The sequence below is a fragment of the Teredinibacter waterburyi genome (assembly GCF_001922985.1).
Taxonomy (GTDB): Bacteria; Pseudomonadota; Gammaproteobacteria; order Pseudomonadales; family Cellvibrionaceae; genus Teredinibacter; species Teredinibacter waterburyi.
In genome coordinates this window covers 1-698 of sequence record NZ_MRUH01000031.1, presented here as the reverse complement: position 1 = coordinate 698, position 698 = coordinate 1, and the positions used below count along the sequence as shown (strand labels likewise).

Sequence of the window (698 nt, the reverse complement as noted above, 5' to 3'; positions counted from 1 at the left end):
CGCGCAGCTCCATTTTACACAAACGCTCACAGCAAAAATTGCAGGTGAGCTTGGCGTTATGTTTGGGAGTTCGATTGAATAAATATGTTTTACTTTTTTCTCTGCTATTGGCAGGATGCGGGGGAGATGAAGAAGAGCCAAGCGGCAACCATGAGATTTCCGGTAGATGGAAGACTGGTTGTTTTACAGATGATCCTGTTGATTATTGGGTAACGACAGAATATGTCTTTAATGAAAACCATGCTCAGCAGGTCGTCAACATTTACGAAGACGAAAATTGTACAGTCGGTATTGGTAATGCTAATGGTGGCCCATCAATTTCTGAAGGTGAATACTTTTTCTTAAAAAGTGTGGTTACAGCAGATGGTTTAAGTGCGGATATATATGGACAATATTTTTTGTCTAGAGATCCAGCCGAAATATCAGAACTAGGTGTATTCGTCGATAATGATACATTGTATTTAGTGTTTAGACGTTCTGATAGTTATATTGTGAATTTCGAACGTCCATTTTTCAACAATGATGAGTGAAACATAACAAGGCCATCAAATTGATTGCCAAAACTCCGCATCTTTTTGTGTATTCGCTACGCTCAATTTTACACAAAAACCTGCTCCATTTTGGCAACAATTTATGGCGGCGTTATGCGTCTTAACGGCTGGTAGAGTAGGGCTTGTAATTCATTGGGATTGTTTGCT

At 39.4% G+C, this 698-nt stretch carries 1 protein-coding gene; it reads left to right on the top strand.

Annotated elements, in window-relative coordinates; translation table 11 throughout:
* On the top strand, positions 1-530 hold a 530-nt coding region (locus IDZ20_RS04790), incomplete at its 5' end, for a hypothetical protein (RefSeq protein ID WP_223144896.1).
* Between the last annotated feature and the right edge of the window lie 168 nt (positions 531-698).